Here is a 15,037-nt window from a genome sequence, read left to right as displayed (position 1 = left end):
CTCCTTCTACTTCTTGGACGGGTGCTTGGGCCGCTGCTGGCCCTTGCGCTGCCCCGACTTGGCTTGGCGTGCGTTACCTGACCCGGACTTGCCACCCGCGGGCTTGTCCTTGGGAGCGGCGTCCTCGGGCTCGTCCTGAGTCTTCTCCAGTGACGTCTTCGCATCCGAAGCCGTCTCCGCGCCGCTCTCCGCCTTGCTGTGGGCGGCGGCGGACTGGCGCTGCGACTTGCTCTGGCGCTTGGGCTGCTGCCGCTTCGGGGCGCCGCCGGCGGCCGGCGTGCCGTCCTCGGTCTCCGTGGCGACGGAGGACTCGCTGAGCGCGACCGAGCCGTCGGCCTGGGCCACCAGGCCTTCCTTGCTCAGACCGTTGATGAACTTGCGCTCGAACTCGTTGCGGTCGCGGCCCTTGGCGACGATCGCCTTGATGACGTTCGCGTTGCCGCGGCCGCGCACCTTCTTGGAGTGCGTGAGCTGCTTCTGCAGGCGCTCCAGGAACGCGGCCTGGGCCTTGGAGCCGGGAGTCGGGTTCCGGCGGATGACGAACATCTGCTGACCCATGGTCCACACGTTGGTGGTCAGCCAGTAGACGAGGACACCGACGGGGAAGTTGATTCCGAACACGGCGAACATGATCGGGAAGACGTACATCAGCATCTTCTGCTGCTGCATGAACGGCGTCTTGACCGTCGTGTCCACGTTCTTCGTCATCAGCTGGCGCTGCGTGAAGAACTGCGACGCCGACATCAGGATGATCATGATCGCGGTGACGACGCGGACATCGGTCAGCGAGGCGTGGAGCGCCTGGACCTTTTCCTCGCTGTCCATGAACTTCGCGGCCAGCGGGGCGCCGAAGATGTGCGCCTTCTGCGCGCTCTCGAGCAGCGGCTTGTCGATGACGCCGATGGTGTCGTTCGACGCGATGCCGGAGAGCACGTGGTACAGGGCGAAGAAGAACGGCGACTGCGCCAGGATGGGAAGGCACGAGGAGAGCGGGTTGGTACCCGACTCCTTGTACAGCTTCATCATCTCTTCGGACTGACGCTGCTTGTCGCTCTTGTAGCGTTCCTGGATCTTCTTCATCTCGGGCTGCAGCGTCTGCATCGCCCGGGTCGCCTTGATCTGCTTCACGAAGAGCGGGATCAGGCAGATACGGATCAGGATCACCAGGGACACGATGGACAAGCCCCAGGCCCAGCCCGTGTCAGGGCCGAAGATGGCCCCGTACAGCGAGTGGAACTGGACGATGACCCAGGAAACGGGTGTCGTGATGAAGCTGAACAGACTGGCAATCGTGTCCACTAATCAGGCTCCTTGAGCATGGGACGGAGTCTCGGCGGCCGGGCCAGGGGTATCCGGGGAGCTCTCCCCGGACGGCACGCCAGCGGCGGAGGTCCCGCCCTTGCGTTCGCGCCACATGGCGCGCAGCATCTCGTGCCACCGCGGGCGCTTGCGCGGCGGGACGTGGTCGACACCACCGAGCGACCACGGATTGCACCGCAGGATGCGCCAGGCCGTCAGCGCCGTTCCCTTGATCGCTCCGTGCCGGTCGATGGCGAGGTAGCCGTAGCGGGAGCACGACGGGTAGTACTTGCACACCGGGCCGAGCAATGGACTGATCGTCCACTGGTACAGCTTGATCAGAGCCAGCAGTGGGTACTTCATCGAGCGCCCCCTCCCAGCAGCCGCTGGAGAGCGGCATCCAGGTCTTGGGCCAGCTGTGCATGGGCGGCGTCACCCGCTCCGGGCAACGCTCGTACGACTACCAGGCTACCGGGGGGCAGCTGAGCCACCCGGTCACGCATCAGATGGCGAAGCCTGCGCTTCACCTTGTTGCGTACGACTGCTCCGCCAATGGCCTTGCTCACGACGAAACCCGCACGCGTCGGGGAAACGCTCTCCCCAGGCGCGTGCGGGTCCGTTGCACCGCTACGAAGATGGACGACGAGAAGCGGGCGTCCGGCCCGTCGTCCTCGGCGTACCGCGGTCGCGAAGTCTTCGCGCCGCCTCAGCCGATGCTCGGTAGGCAGCACGACGTCATGACCTAATGCGATCAGGCGGAAAGGCTGGCGCGACCCTTGCCACGACGGTTCGCGAGAATCGCGCGGCCGGCACGGGTGCGCATCCGCAGGCGGAAGCCGTGGGTCTTGGCGCGACGGCGGTTGTTCGGCTGGAAGGTGCGCTTGCTCACTCGGGGGCTCCAGAAATGATTGTGTGGTGGCGGGACATCGCCTGGCTGTCACCGTGCGCCCACGAGAAGCTCGCGAATACGCACCGAGTGCACCGCTTCACAATCACAGATCGTGATCTTTGCCCATCGGAGGCAGGCGGCAGCAGCCATCGACAACTCGACCTGGTCACGGTACGCGGGGCTACGCCATCCGGTCAAACCGACCGCCAGGGGGAGACACTGTGCACAGCCTGTGGACAACAACTTGAACCGCAGCCGTTGCCCTGACTACCGTGGGCAAACTCCGATTCATTCCCTTCTCCCTCCCCATCCCGATTTCCGTCCCTAGAAACCACACCTTCGTGGGACCCCGTGAGAGAGCGTGCCTTGTGGCTGACGTACCTGCCGATCTTGCCGCAGTGTGGCCACGAGTTCTGGAGCAGCTGCTGGGTGAGGGGCGGGGGCACGGTGTCGACGCGAAGGACGAGCGCTGGATCAAGCGCTGCCAGCCGCTGGCGCTGGTCGCGGACACCGCACTGCTCGCCGTACCGAACGAGTTCGCCAAGGGCGTCCTCGAGGGGCGGCTCGCACCTATTGTCAGCGAGTCGCTGAGCCGCGAGTGCGGCCGCCCGATCCGTATCGCCATCACGGTGGACGACTCGGTGGGCGACCCCATGGACCGGCCCACGCCGCCGGCGCCGCCGCTCCAGCAGCACCAGCCCGGCCAGCAGCAGCACCAGCAGCGCTACGAAGAGCCCGAGCAGCACCCGGGCCCCTCTCAGGGACACGAGTCGTACGACGGTTACGGGCGCCGCACCCCGGACGAGCACTCCCCGGGCCGCGGGCCCGGAGACCAGCTGCCGACCGCCCGCCCCGCGTACCCCGACTACCAGCGCCCCGCACCCGGCGCCTGGCCGCAGCAGCACCAGCCCCAGCACCAGACCCCGCAGGACGACTACGGCTGGCAGCAGCAGCGGCTCGGCTTCCCCGAGCGGGATCCGTACGCGAGCCCCCCGCAGCCCCAGCACGACTACCGGTCGCAGCCGCCGCAACACTCCCCGTACGAACAGCACCGCCAGGAGCGCCAGGACCGCCAGGACCAGCAGGACCACCACGACCGGCGGGAGCGGCACGAGCAGCCCCCCGGCTCCGGCGGGCACTCCGGTCCCAGGGGCGGCGGTCACGGCAACGGCCACGGAGTGCACGGAAGCGGCGCCCCCGGCCCGCTCGCCGCACAGCCGGCCCCCGCTTCGGCCCCCGGCGAGCCCACCGCGCGGCTCAACCCCAAGTACCTCTTCGACACCTTCGTGATCGGCGCGTCGAACCGTTTCGCCCACGCGGCGGCCGTCGCCGTCGCCGAAGCGCCCGCCAAGGCGTACAACCCTCTCTTCATCTACGGGGAGTCCGGTCTCGGCAAGACGCACCTTCTGCACGCCATCGGGCACTACGCCCGCAGCCTCTATCCCGGCACGCGCGTGCGCTACGTGAGTTCCGAGGAGTTCACGAACGAGTTCATCAACTCCATCCGCGACGGCAAGGGCGACACCTTCCGCAAGCGGTACCGCGAGATGGACATCCTGCTCGTCGACGACATCCAGTTCCTCGCGAGCAAGGAGTCGACGCAGGAGGAGTTCTTCCACACCTTCAATACGCTCCACAACGCGAACAAGCAGATCGTGCTCTCCAGTGACCGGCCGCCCAAGCAGCTGGTGACCCTGGAGGACCGGCTGCGCAACCGCTTCGAGTGGGGACTGATCACCGACGTCCAGCCGCCGGAGCTCGAGACGCGTATCGCCATCCTTCGTAAGAAGGCGGTACAGGAGCAGCTCAACGCCCCGCCGGAGGTCCTGGAGTTCATCGCGTCCCGTATCTCACGCAACATCCGTGAGCTCGAGGGCGCGCTGATCCGGGTCACGGCCTTCGCCTCGCTCAACCGGCAGCCGGTCGACCTGGGTCTTACGGAGATCGTCCTCAAGGATCTGATCCCGGGCGGCGAGGACGCGGCCCCGGAGATCACGGCGACGGCCATCATGGCCGCCACCGCGGACTACTTCGGTCTTACGGTCGACGATCTCTGCGGATCCTCGCGCAGCCGCGTCCTGGTGACGGCCCGGCAGATCGCGATGTACCTCTGCCGCGAGCTGACGGACCTCTCCCTGCCCAAGATCGGCGCACAGTTCGGCGGCCGCGACCACACGACCGTCATGCACGCGGACCGCAAGATCCGCGCACTGATGGCGGAGCGGCGCTCGATCTACAACCAGGTCACCGAGCTCACCAACCGCATCAAGAACGGCTGACGCACGCTCCGGCCCAAGCGTCGACGCAGCGCCCACAGATGCGCTGAGAGAAGTACGGACACCTCGCTGAAACGTCCCCGAAGGGCGCCCCGGAACAACTTCCGGGGCGCCCTTTGCCGTTGTGCACGCGCACGTGGAGCCCGTCCGACCCTCTCCGCTGTTCGATTTCCCCAGCTGAGAGGCCTGTTCTCCACAGATCTGCGGCCTTTTTCCTTCCACACCCCGGGGACCGGGAAGTTGTCCAGATGATGTCCACAGGAGACCCTGCTGAGGGATCATCAAGCCAGGTCAGGTGGTTGTGGATTGGTGGACGACGGTCCTCCACAGGGTGTGGAAGAAAATCTCGTCCACAGGGTGTGCATGAACTTGTCCACCGGCAACCCACAGGCTGGGGCCGGTTGTCCCCAGCTTTCCCCAGCTTCTCCACACGGCTGTCCACTGTTCGGCAACGCAACGCGCCCCGTCACCGTGCCGAGTGAAAGGCGTCACACCAAGGAGGTCGGTTGGCCTGTGGGGAAGGTGGGTAAAGCTGGGGACAGCGCTGGGGAGAAGTGGCCCCTCCCTGTGCACCGGGTGTGCAGAACTTTCGCCCGTCCACAGAAACCACCGGTTGTCCACTGCCTCCGCCCACAGGCGCAGTGGATAAAAAACCGGCTCTGACCTGCGAATACGCGGTTATCCACGGTATCCACAGCCCCTACTACTACTCCCACTTAGAGTCACCGGGGAATTCGCTTGGAAGGGGGGCCTGTGCACAACTTGCTCTCCGGACCTCCGACGCCGCTCGTCACGACTTGACCCCGACGGGCACCCACTGTCAGTGCGGTGCGTCAGACTGGTCCCCAGTGCCAGCAACAGCAGGAGGGCGGCTAAGTGAAGATCCGGGTGGAACGCGACGTACTCGCGGAGGCAGTGGCGTGGGCGGCGCGCAGTCTCCCGGCCCGGCCTCCGGCTCCCGTCCTGGCGGGCTTGCTGCTGAAGGCCGAGGAAGGCGCACTGAGCCTCTCCAGCTTCGACTACGAGGTCTCGGCGCGGGTCTCCGTCGACGCGGAGGTCGACGACGAGGGCACGGTCCTCGTCTCCGGCCGGCTGCTCGCCGACATCTGCCGTGCCCTTCCCAACCGCCCGGTGGAGATCTCCACAGACGGTGTACGGGCCACGGTGGTCTGCGGCTCCTCGCGATTCACACTCCACACACTGCCTGTGGAGGAGTACCCCGCGCTGCCGCAGATGCCCACCGCGACCGGCACGGTCCCCGGTGAGGTCTTCGCCTCCGCCGCTTCCCAGGTGGCCATCGCCGCGGGTCGCGACGACACGCTGCCCGTCCTGACCGGCGTGCGCATCGAGATCGAGGGCGACACGGTCACCCTCGCCTCCACCGACCGCTACCGCTTCGCGGTCCGCGAGTTCCTGTGGAAGCCGGAGAACCCCGAGGCCTCCGCGGTCGCCCTGGTACCCGCCAAGACGCTCCTGGACACCGCCAAGGCGCTCACGAGCGGCGACACGGTCACTCTGGCTCTGTCCGGCTCCGGTGCCGGTGAGGGCCTGATCGGCTTCGAGGGCGCGGGACGGCGGACGACCACGCGTCTCCTGGAGGGCGACCTCCCGAAGTACAAGACGCTTTTCCCCACCGAGTTCAACTCGATCGCGGTCATCGAGACCGCCCCGTTCGTCGAGGCCGTCAAGCGCGTGGCCCTGGTGGCCGAGCGGAACACTCCGGTGCGGCTCAGCTTCGAGCAGGGCGTGCTCATCCTGGAGGCCGGCTCCAGCGACGACGCACAGGCTGTGGAGAGGGTCGACGCCCAGCTCGAGGGCGACGACGTCTCGATCGCCTTCAACCCGACGTTCCTGCTCGACGGCCTGAGCGCGATCGACTCCCCGGTCGCCCAGCTGTCGTTCACGACGTCGACGAAGCCCGCGCTCCTCAGCGGCAGGCCGGCGCTGGATGCGGAGGCCGACGAGGCGTACAAGTACCTGATCATGCCTGTACGTCTGAGCGGCTGAGCCCACAGGTGTGAGCGGGCGTCCGGGCGTAGGCTCGGACGCGGGTACGAAGGTGCCTCCACGCCACATCGCTACTTAAGGAACCACTGATGGAGCTCGGTCTCGTCGGCCTCGGCAAGATGGGCGGCAACATGCGCGAGCGCATCCGCCGCGCAGGCCACACCGTCATCGGATACGACCGCAACCAGGACGTCGCGGATGTCCACAGCCTCGAAGAGCTTGTGGGCAAGCTCAAGGGCCCGCGCGTCGTCTGGGTGATGGTTCCGGCCGGAGCCGCGACCCAGTCCACCGTCGACGAGCTTGCCGAGCTGCTCCAGCCGGGTGACGTCGTCGTGGACGGCGGCAACTCCCGCTGGACGGACGACGAGAAGCACGCCGAGGAGCTCGCCGCCAAGGGCATCGGCTTCGTCGACTGCGGCGTCTCCGGCGGCGTCTGGGGCCTGCAGAACGGCTACGCGCTGATGTACGGCGGCGACGCCGAGAACATCGCGAAGGTCCAGCCGGTCTTCGACGCGCTCAAGCCCGAGGGCGACTTCGGTTCCGTGCACGCCGGCAAGGTCGGCGCGGGCCACTTCTCGAAGATGGTCCACAACGGCATCGAGTACGCCATGATGCAGGCCTACGCCGAGGGCTGGGAGCTCCTGGAGAAGGTCGACTCCGTCACGGACGTGCGCGAGGTCTTCCGCTCCTGGCAGGAGGGCACGGTCATCCGTTCCTGGCTGCTCGACCTCGCGGTCAACGCCCTGGACGACGACGAGCACCTGGAGAAGCTGCGCGGCTTCGCGCAGGACTCCGGAGAGGGCCGGTGGACGGTGGAAGCCGCCATCGACAACGCCGTGCCGCTGCCCGCCATCACGGCCTCGCTCTTCGCCCGCTTCGCCTCGCGGCAGGACGACTCCCCGCAGATGAAGATGATCGCGGCGCTGCGCAACCAGTTCGGCGGCCACGCCGTCGAGTCCAAGAGCGAGAACTGATCCACAGCCTGTGCGGGAAACTGTGCAGGTCTGCAAGCAAGTGAAGTAGGCCGGGGGAGGTCGGCGCACACCATGCACGTCACGCATCTGTCGCTGGCCGACTTCCGCTCGTACGCCCGGGTCGAGGTCCCTCTCGATCCGGGCGTCACCGCGTTCGTGGGTCCGAACGGCCAGGGGAAGACCAACCTCGTCGAGGCCGTCGGCTATCTCGCCACGCTCGGCAGCCACCGGGTCTCCTCGGACGCCCCCCTGGTGCGCATGGGCGCCGAGCGTGCCGTCATCAGGGCGCAGGTCCGCCAGGGCGAGCGACAGCAGCTGGTCGAGCTCGAGCTGAACCCTGGCAAGGCCAACCGCGCCCGCATCAACAGATCGTCGCAGGTCAGGCCGCGTGACGTGCTCGGGATCGTGCGCACGGTGCTGTTCGCGCCCGAGGATCTGGCCCTGATCAAGGGCGACCCCGGCGAGCGCCGGCGCTTCCTCGACGAACTGATCACGGCACGCTCCCCCCGTATGGCGGGCGTGCGATCCGACTACGACCGCGTGCTGAAGCAGCGCAACACCCTCCTGAAGTCAGCGGCCCTGGCGCGGCGGCACGGCGGGCGCTCCATGGACCTGTCCACGCTCGACGTCTGGGACCAGCACCTGGCGCACGCGGGCGCCGAACTGCTCGCGCAGCGGCTCGACCTGATCGCCGCGCTGCAACCGCTGGCCGACAAGGCGTACGAGCAGCTGGCACCCGGCGGCGGCCCCGTCTCGCTGGAGTACAAGCCGTCCGCGTCGGGCGAAGGACACACGCGCGAGGCCCTCTACGAGCAGCTGATCGCCGCTCTCGAAGAGGCCCGCAAGCAGGAGATCGAGCGGGGCGTGACGCTGGTCGGGCCGCACCGCGACGACCTAATCCTGAAGCTGGGCCAGCTCCCCGCGAAGGGATACGCGAGCCACGGGGAGTCCTGGTCGTACGCCCTGGCGCTGCGCCTGGCCTCGTACGACCTGCTGCGGGCCGAAGGCAACGAACCGGTGCTCGTCCTGGACGACGTGTTCGCGGAGCTCGACGCGCGCCGCAGGGAGCGCCTCGCGGAGCTGGTGGCGCCGGGCGAGCAGGTCCTGGTGACGGCCGCGGTGGACGACGACGTGCCGGGCGTGCTCGCCGGGACGCGGTTCGAGGTGTCGGACGGCGTGGTGGAACGCGTATGACGCGCCTGAGCCGCGAACGCGTATGCCGGGAGCGCGGATGAGCGCCGAAGAGCCCGCCGAGGGCGCCCCTCAGGACCCGGGCCCGCCCAAGAAGACGCCCGAGCCCTCCGGCGTCGACCTCGCCAGGGTCGCCCTGCGCGCCGCCAAGGAACAGGCACGCGCGCGTGGGGACGCCGCGCAGCAGAAGAAGCAGGCCCGCAGGGGCGGTCTGCGCTCCGGCGCACGCGCCGACGGACGTGACCCGCAGCCGCTCGGCTCCGCGATCAACCGCCTGATCACCGAGCGCGGCTGGGAGACCCCGGCGGCGGTCGGCGGGGTGATGGGCCGCTGGCCGCAGATCGTCGGCGACGACCTGGCCAATCACTGCGTCCCGCAGCGGTACGACGAGAACGAGCGCACCCTGACCGTCCAGTGCGACTCCACGGCGTGGGCGACCAACCTGCGCCTGCTGGCCCCCCAGCTGGTCGCCCGCCTCAACGAGGACCTCGGTCACGGCACCGTGCGCCTCATCAAAGTCCTCGGTCCCGGCGGCCCCGCGCGTCGCTTCGGACCCTTGCGCGCACCAGGCAGCACGGGCCCCGGGGACACCTACGGCTGAGGCCGTACCGGGTGGTAGCTCGGGGTTGACACCTCAAAGCGCTGAGTGCCGCTGTGAGCCTCTTAGAGCCCCAGGCCGCATATGGGGAGTCGGATGAGGCCGGTTCAGGACGGCACATGCGGACTCAGGTACCGGCAAACCCCCATCACTGTCGGCGCTACCGGTAGACTGGAAGCTAATCCCGCCCCACTTGTGGGACGCACCGAGCAACGCTGACTATCGCTGAACGACGCAGCCGCTCCGGCCACCGCCGGGTGCTTGGCTTGTGCTGTGCCAGAAAGGGCGCTTCGTGGCCGATTCCGGCAACCCCAACGAGAACATCCCGTCCACCGCCGCCGGCGAGAACGGCGAGGTCACAGCCTCGTACGACGCCAGCGCGATCACCGTCCTCGAGGGTCTGGACGCGGTCCGCAAGCGACCTGGCATGTACATCGGGTCGACCGGTGAGCGTGGCCTGCACCACCTCGTGCAAGAGGTTGTCGACAACTCCGTCGACGAAGCCCTCGCGGGGCACGCGGACACCATCGACGTGACGATCCTCGCCGACGGCGGCGTGCGCGTCGTCGACAACGGCCGTGGCATCCCCGTCGACATGCACCCGGTGGAGAAGAAGCCCGCGGTGGAGGTCGTCCTGACCGTCCTGCACGCGGGCGGCAAGTTCGGCGGCGGCGGGTACGCCGTCTCCGGCGGTCTGCACGGCGTCGGCGTCTCCGTCGTGAACGCCCTGTCCACCAAGCTCGCGGTCGAGATCAAGCGCGACGGCTTCCGCTGGACCCAGGACTTCAAGCTGGGCGTGCCGACGGCCCCGCTGGCCAAGCACGAGGCGGTCGACACCTCCGGGACCACGGTCACCTTCTGGGCCGACCCGGACGTCTTCGAGACGACCGAGTACTCCTTCGAGACGCTGGCACGGCGCTTCCAGGAGATGGCGTTCCTCAACAAGGGCCTGACCATCAACCTCACCGACGAGCGCGAGTCGGCGAAGGCGACGGCGGGCGCGGACTCGGCCGAGGCGACCGATGACGCCGCCGACGAGGCCCGCACGGTGTCGTACTACTACGAAGGCGGCATCGTCGACTTCGTGAAGTACCTCAACTCCCGCAAGGGCGAGGTCATCCACGAGACCGTCATTGACGTCGAGGCCGAGGACAAGGAGCGCATGCTCTCGGCCGAGATCGCCATGCAGTGGAACTCGCAGTACACCGAAGGGGTCTACTCCTTCGCGAACACGATCCACACGCATGAGGGCGGTACGCACGAGGAGGGCTTCAGGGCCGCGCTGACGGGCCTGGTCAACCGGTACGCGCGCGACAAGAAGCTGCTGCGCGAGAAGGACGACAACCTCACGGGTGAGGACATCCGCGAGGGTCTGACCGCGATCATCTCGGTGAAGCTGGGCGAGCCCCAGTTCGAGGGCCAGACCAAGACCAAGCTGGGCAACACCGAGGCGAAGACCTTCGTCCAGAAGGTCGTGCACGAGCACCTCACGGACTGGTTCGACCGGAACCCGAACGAGGCCGCGGACATCATCCGCAAGGGCATCCAGGCCGCCACGGCGCGTGTCGCCGCCCGCAAGGCGCGCGACCTGACCCGCCGCAAGGGCCTCCTGGAGACCGCCTCGCTGCCGGGCAAGCTGAGCGACTGCCAGTCGAACGACCCGACGAAGTGCGAGATCTTCATCGTCGAGGGTGACTCCGCCGGTGGTTCGGCGAAGTCCGGCCGCGACCCGATGTACCAGGCGATCCTGCCCATCCGAGGCAAGATCCTGAACGTCGAGAAGGCCCGCGTCGACAAGATCCTGCACAACCAGGAAGTCCAGGCGCTGATCTCGGCCTTCGGCACGGGTGTGCACGAGGACTTCGACATCGAGAAGCTCCGCTATCACAAGATCATCCTGATGGCGGACGCCGACGTCGACGGCCAGCACATCAACACGCTGCTCCTGACGTTCCTCTTCCGCTTCATGCGTCCGCTGGTCGAGGCCGGTCACGTCTACCTGTCGCGCCCGCCGCTCTACAAGATCAAGTGGACCAGGGACGACTTCCAGTACGCGTACTCCGACCGCGAGCGCGACGCCCTGGTGGAGCTCGGCCGCCAGGCCGGCAAGCGCATCAAGGACGACTCGGTCCAGCGCTTCAAGGGTCTCGGCGAGATGAACGCCGAGGAGCTGCGCGTCACGACGATGGACCAGGATCACCGCGTTCTCGGCCAGGTCACCCTGGACGACGCGGCGCAGGCCGACGACCTGTTCTCGGTGCTGATGGGAGAGGACGTCGAGGCGAGGCGCTCGTTCATTCAGCGCAACGCCAAGGACGTCCGCTTCCTCGACATCTGAGTCGGCCGTACAAGCCGCACCCCGAAAGGACTTTGACCAGCAATGGCCGACGAGAACACCCCTGTGATGCCCGAAGAGGAGCCCGCCGTTCCCGGCGTCGGCATGCGTGTCGAGCCCGTCGGGCTCGAGACGGAGATGCAGCGCTCCTACCTCGACTACGCGATGTCCGTCATCGTGTCGCGTGCGCTGCCCGACGTACGGGACGGCCTCAAGCCCGTACACCGCCGTGTCCTGTACGCGATGTACGACGGCGGATACCGCCCCGAGAAGGGCTTCTACAAGTGCGCCCGCGTCGTCGGCGACGTCATGGGCACCTACCACCCGCACGGCGACTCCTCGATCTACGACGCCCTGGTGCGCCTCGCCCAGCCGTGGTCGATGCGGATGCCGCTCGTGGACTCCAACGGCAACTTCGGCTCTCCGGGCAACGACCCGGCGGCCGCCATGCGGTACACCGAGTGCAAGATGGCGCCGCTCGCCATGGAGATGGTCCGTGACATCGACGAGGAGACCGTCGACTTCACGGACAACTACGACGGCCGCAACCAGGAGCCGACGGTCCTACCGGCGCGCTTCCCGAACCTGCTGATCAACGGCTCGGCGGGCATCGCGGTCGGCATGGCGACGAACATCCCGCCGCACAACCTCCGCGAGGTCGCGGCGGGCGCGCAGTGGGCCCTGGAGCACCCGGACGCCTCGCACGAGGAGCTGCTCGACGCGCTCATCGAGCGCATCAAGGGCCCCGACTTCCCCACCGGCGCACTGGTGGTGGGCCGCAAGGGCATCGAGGAGGCCTACCGCACGGGCCGCGGCTCCATCACGATGCGCGCGGTCGTCGCCGTCGAGGAGATCCAGAACCGCCAGTGCCTGGTGGTCACCGAGCTCCCGTACCAGACCAACCCCGACAACCTCGCGCAGAAGATCGCCGACCTGGTCAAGGACGGCAGGGTCGGCGGCATCGCCGACGTCCGCGACGAAACGTCTTCCCGCACTGGCCAGCGCCTCGTCGTCGTCCTGAAGCGCGACGCGGTCGCCAAGGTCGTCCTGAACAACCTCTACAAGCACACCGACCTCCAGTCGAACTTCAGCGCCAACATGCTGGCCCTGGTCGACGGCGTGCCGCGCACCCTCTCCCTGGACGCGTTCATCCGCCACTGGGTGACGCACCAGGTCGAGGTCATCGTCCGGCGTACGAAGTTCCGGCTGCGCAAGGCCGAGGAGCGGGCCCACATCCTGCGCGGCCTCCTGAAGGCCCTGGACGCGATCGACGAGGTCATCGCGCTCATCCGGGCCAGCCAGACGGTCGACGTCGCGCGTGAGGGCCTGATGGGGCTGCTCTCGATCGACGAGATCCAGGCCAACGCCATCCTCGAGATGCAGCTGCGCCGGCTCGCCGCCCTGGAGCGCCAGAAGATCGTCGCCGAGCACGACGAACTCCAGGCGAAGATCAACGAGTACAACGCGATCCTGGCCTCGCCCGAGCGGCAGCGCCAGATCATCAGCGAGGAGCTCGCGGCGATCGTCGACAAGTTCGGCGAGGACCGCCGCTCGGCGCTCGTGCCCTTCGACGGCGACATGTCCATGGAGGACCTGATCGCCGAAGAGGACATCGTCGTCACCATCACGCGCGGTGGCTACATCAAGCGCACCAAGACGGAGGACTACCGCTCGCAGAAGCGCGGCGGCAAGGGCGTGCGCGGCACGAAGCTGAAGCAGGACGACATCGTCGACCACTTCTTCGTGTCCACGACGCACCACTGGCTGCTGTTCTTCACGAACAAGGGCCGCGTCTACCGCGCCAAGGCGTACGAGCTGCCCGACGCGGGGCGTGAGGCCCGCGGCCAGCACGTCGCCAACCTGCTCGCCTTCCAGCCGGACGAGCAGATCGCCGAGATCCTCGCGATCCGGGACTACGAAGCGGTGCCCTACCTGGTGCTCGCCACCAAGGGCGGCCTCGTGAAGAAGACCCCGCTCAAGGACTACGACTCGCCTCGCTCCGGTGGCGTCATCGCCATCAACCTCCGTGAGACGGACGACGGCAAGGACGACGAGCTGATCGGCGCCGAGCTGGTCTCCTCCGAGGACGATCTGCTGCTCATCAGCAAGAAGGCGCAGTCGATCAGGTTCACCGCAACGGACGATGCGCTGCGTCCCATGGGCCGTGCGACGTCAGGCGTGAAGGGAATGAGTTTCCGCGATGGCGACGAACTGCTCTCGATGAATGTCGTCAGGCCGGGTACTTTCGTCTTCACCGCAACCGACGGCGGTTACGCGAAGCGGACCAACGTCGACGAGTACCGCGTCCAGGGCCGCGGCGGCCTCGGCATCAAGGCCGCCAAGATCGTGGAGGACCGCGGCGAACTCGTGGGGGCGCTGGTGACGGAGGAGACCGACGAGATCCTCGCCATCACCCTGAGCGGCGGTGTGATTCGTACGCGAGTCAACGAGGTCAGGGAGACGGGCCGTGACACCATGGGCGTCCAACTGATCAACCTGGGCAAGCGCGATGCCGTGGTCGGTATCGCTCGTAACGCCGAGGCCGGGCGCGAGGCCGAGGAAGTCGACGGTGACATCGTCGTCGAATCGGCAGACGGTGAGCCGGCCGCCGGTACGGACGAGGGCACGGAGTCCACGGCCGAGTAGCGCGAGGAGAGAGTCATCGTGAGTGGAGCCACGGACGCCGGAGCAAGTGGAGCCGGCTCAGCCGGTACAGACGGTGTCCGTGGCTCCGCCACTGATTCTCCCGACTCGCATGAGTCCCGTGGATCCCAGGGGGGAACCGTGACCGACACCCGAGGGCCGCAGTCGGCCCAGTCACCGCAGTACGCCGGTGGGGCCCAGGCGCCCCAGGGCGGCGGTGGTGCGCTGCCCGGTGAGCGGCAGCCCCAGCAGCAGGCCTCCCAGCCGTACCACCCGCCGCAGGCCTATCAGCAGTCCCAGACGGGTTCCGTGCGCAGGCCGCGGACCGGGGCGCGTACGACGCCTCGTACGCGCAAGGCGCGGCTGCGGGTGGCCAAGGCCGACCCGTGGTCGGTGATGAAGGTCAGCTTCCTGCTCTCCATCGCCCTTGGCATCTGCACGATCGTCGCGGCAGCCGTGCTGTGGATGGTCATGGACGCCATGGGCGTCTTCTCGACGGTGGGCGGCACGATCTCCGAGGCGACGGGCTCGAACGAGTCCAACGGCTTCGACCTCCAGTCGTTCCTGTCGCTGCCGCGCGTCCTGATGTTCACGACGATCATCGCGGTCATCGACGTGGTCCTCGCCACGGCCCTCGCGACACTCGGCGCGTTCATCTACAACCTCTCCGCGGGCTTCGTGGGCGGCGTCGAGCTGACGCTGGCCGAGGACGAGTAGTTCTCCTCCGACTCTCCTTCTGCTCTCTTCCCGCTCTCTTCTTGTCTTCCGTAGGGCTGCGTTTCCGTAGGGCTGTGTAGGGCTGCGCAGAGCCGCGTGGCCCTACGC

General features: G+C 67.8%; 12 protein-coding genes. 8 read left to right on the top strand and 4 right to left on the bottom strand.

Features of this window, described 5'->3' with window-relative positions; genetic code table 11:
* Nucleotides 1-6 precede the first annotated feature (6 nt).
* The 4 genes from yidC to rpmH are packed head-to-tail and all read right to left on the bottom strand — an operon-like array spanning nucleotide 7 to nucleotide 2,188.
* Nucleotides 7-1,299: a membrane protein insertase YidC gene (gene yidC / locus ACQKIP_RS07135; RefSeq protein WP_365859372.1), complete on the bottom strand. Its 1,293-nt coding sequence runs from the start codon at nucleotides 1,297-1,299 to the stop codon at nucleotides 7-9.
* A 3-nt stretch (nucleotides 1,300-1,302) separates the two neighbouring features.
* A complete protein-coding gene (yidD, locus tag ACQKIP_RS07130) occupies nucleotides 1,303-1,662 on the bottom strand; it encodes a membrane protein insertion efficiency factor YidD (protein ID WP_365859370.1) in 360 nt (119 codons plus the stop codon).
* Nucleotides 1,659-2,030, bottom strand: a complete 372-nt coding sequence (gene rnpA / locus ACQKIP_RS07125) for a ribonuclease P protein component (protein ID WP_361193810.1) — start codon at nucleotides 2,028-2,030, stop codon at nucleotides 1,659-1,661. Before rnpA ends, yidD begins: the two co-directional genes overlap by 4 nt.
* A 20-nt stretch (nucleotides 2,031-2,050) precedes the next feature.
* Nucleotides 2,051-2,188 (bottom strand): 50S ribosomal protein L34, encoded by a 138-nt coding sequence (gene rpmH / locus ACQKIP_RS07120; protein ID WP_006381191.1) that lies wholly within the window; start codon nucleotides 2,186-2,188, stop codon nucleotides 2,051-2,053.
* 368 nt (nucleotides 2,189-2,556) lie between these two features.
* Between rpmH and dnaA the strand changes: the two genes are divergently transcribed.
* The 8 genes from dnaA (at nucleotide 2,557) to ACQKIP_RS07080 (ending at nucleotide 14,929) form a co-directional block, all read left to right on the top strand.
* A complete protein-coding gene (gene dnaA, locus ACQKIP_RS07115) occupies nucleotides 2,557-4,467 on the top strand; it encodes a chromosomal replication initiator protein DnaA (RefSeq protein ID WP_365859368.1) in 1,911 nt (636 codons plus the stop codon).
* Between the two features lie 873 nt (nucleotides 4,468-5,340).
* A complete protein-coding gene (gene dnaN, locus ACQKIP_RS07110; protein ID WP_190082992.1) occupies nucleotides 5,341-6,471 on the top strand; it encodes a DNA polymerase III subunit beta in 1,131 nt (376 codons plus the stop codon).
* Nucleotides 6,472-6,560: 89 nt separating this feature from the next.
* Nucleotides 6,561-7,445 (top strand): phosphogluconate dehydrogenase (NAD(+)-dependent, decarboxylating), encoded by an 885-nt coding sequence (gnd, locus tag ACQKIP_RS07105; protein ID WP_365859366.1) that lies wholly within the window; start codon nucleotides 6,561-6,563, stop codon nucleotides 7,443-7,445.
* Nucleotides 7,446-7,517: 72 nt separating this feature from the next.
* Nucleotides 7,518-8,639 (top strand): DNA replication/repair protein RecF, encoded by a 1,122-nt coding sequence (gene recF / locus ACQKIP_RS07100; protein WP_365859364.1) that lies wholly within the window; start codon nucleotides 7,518-7,520, stop codon nucleotides 8,637-8,639.
* A gap of 37 nt (nucleotides 8,640-8,676) precedes the next feature.
* Nucleotides 8,677-9,237 carry a DUF721 domain-containing protein gene (locus ACQKIP_RS07095; RefSeq protein WP_365859362.1) on the top strand — a complete coding sequence of 187 codons (561 nt, stop codon included), beginning with the start codon at nucleotides 8,677-8,679 and terminating at the stop codon, nucleotides 9,235-9,237.
* Nucleotides 9,238-9,502: 265 nt separating this feature from the next.
* Complete coding sequence (gyrB, locus tag ACQKIP_RS07090; protein WP_361193825.1) at nucleotides 9,503-11,572, top strand: DNA topoisomerase (ATP-hydrolyzing) subunit B; 2,070 nt, start codon at nucleotides 9,503-9,505, stop codon at nucleotides 11,570-11,572.
* A gap of 42 nt (nucleotides 11,573-11,614) precedes the next feature.
* Nucleotides 11,615-14,215 (top strand): DNA gyrase subunit A, encoded by a 2,601-nt coding sequence (gene gyrA, locus ACQKIP_RS07085; RefSeq protein ID WP_365859360.1) that lies wholly within the window; start codon nucleotides 11,615-11,617, stop codon nucleotides 14,213-14,215.
* Nucleotides 14,216-14,233: 18 nt separating this feature from the next.
* Entirely contained in the window at nucleotides 14,234-14,929 is a 696-nt protein-coding gene (locus ACQKIP_RS07080) for a DUF3566 domain-containing protein (protein WP_365859358.1), read from the top strand.
* The last annotated feature ends 108 nt before the right edge of the window (nucleotides 14,930-15,037 follow it).

The sequence above is a fragment of the Streptomyces sp. NPDC059900 genome, from assembly GCF_050270335.1.
GTDB lineage: Bacteria > Actinomycetota > Actinomycetes > Streptomycetales > Streptomycetaceae > Streptomyces.
This window is presented reverse-complemented; position numbering and strand designations above follow the sequence as displayed.

What these genes read in the sequence shown, in the direction of transcription:
- yidD (WP_365859370.1), bottom strand. Translation starts at nt 1,662, where the DNA reads ATGAAGTACCCACTGCTGGCTCTGATCAAGCTGTACCAGTGGACGATC.
- gnd (WP_365859366.1), top strand. Translation starts at nt 6,561, where the DNA reads ATGGAGCTCGGTCTCGTCGGCCTCGGCAAGATGGGCGGCAACATGCGC.
- recF (WP_365859364.1), top strand. Translation starts at nt 7,518, where the DNA reads ATGCACGTCACGCATCTGTCGCTGGCCGACTTCCGCTCGTACGCCCGG.
- ACQKIP_RS07095 (WP_365859362.1), top strand. Translation starts at nt 8,677, where the DNA reads ATGAGCGCCGAAGAGCCCGCCGAGGGCGCCCCTCAGGACCCGGGCCCG.
- gyrA (WP_365859360.1), top strand. Translation starts at nt 11,615, where the DNA reads ATGGCCGACGAGAACACCCCTGTGATGCCCGAAGAGGAGCCCGCCGTT.